Genomic DNA, 643 nt, shown 5'->3' on the forward strand with positions numbered 1-643 from the left:
GCCCCCGTGGCCCCCGTGGCCCCCGTGCGCACCACGCGCACCACGCGCACCACGCTCAGAACGTGCCCGGGGTCTTCCGGGTGGTGACGTTCATGCGGTTCCAGGCGTTCGCGGTGAAGATGAGGGCGATCAGACGGGCCAGTTCCTCCTCGCCGAAGTGGCGGGCTGCCTCGTCGTAGACCGCGTCCGGGATGCCGTCCGGGAGCCGGGTGACGGCCTCCGCCAGGGCCAGGGCGGCGCGCTCCTGCGCGCTGTAGAGGCTGGCCTCCTCCCAGGCGCTGAGCTGGTAGATCCGGTCCTCGGTCTCGCCGGCCTTGCGGGCGTCCCCGGTGTGGTAGTCGATGCAGTACGCGCACCGGTTGATCTGGGCGACGCGGATCTGCACCAGCTCGACCAGGACCGGGTCGAGGCCCTGCCGAGCGGCGGAGTCCAGGGCGACCATGGCCTTGAAGACCTTCGGGGCGGCCTGGTTGAAGTTCATGCGCTGCGGAATCTCAACTGCTGTCATGCCATGAACACTACGGTCGGATTAGCCCCCGGGTATGGTGCATTCCGCCGGTGAATCGATGGGGCAATTCCGGTGCGGTATTCCTGAGGAAACACATCCGACAAGGGGCGGGGCCGATGGCGGAAGGGTCTGGCG

The 643-nt window shown here is 68.6% G+C and carries 1 protein-coding gene; it reads right to left on the bottom strand.

Translation table 11 applies throughout. From position 1 onward, the window contains the following. Nucleotides 1-55: 55 nt before the first annotated feature. Nucleotides 56-508, bottom strand: coding sequence for a carboxymuconolactone decarboxylase family protein (locus E4099_RS32650; RefSeq protein WP_245245369.1), 453 nt, complete (start codon nt 506-508; stop codon nt 56-58). Nucleotides 509-643: the final 135 nt, after the last annotated feature.

It is taken from the genome of Streptomyces palmae, from assembly GCF_004684805.1.
In the GTDB taxonomy this organism is placed as follows: Bacteria; Actinomycetota; Actinomycetes; order Streptomycetales; family Streptomycetaceae; genus Streptomyces; species Streptomyces palmae.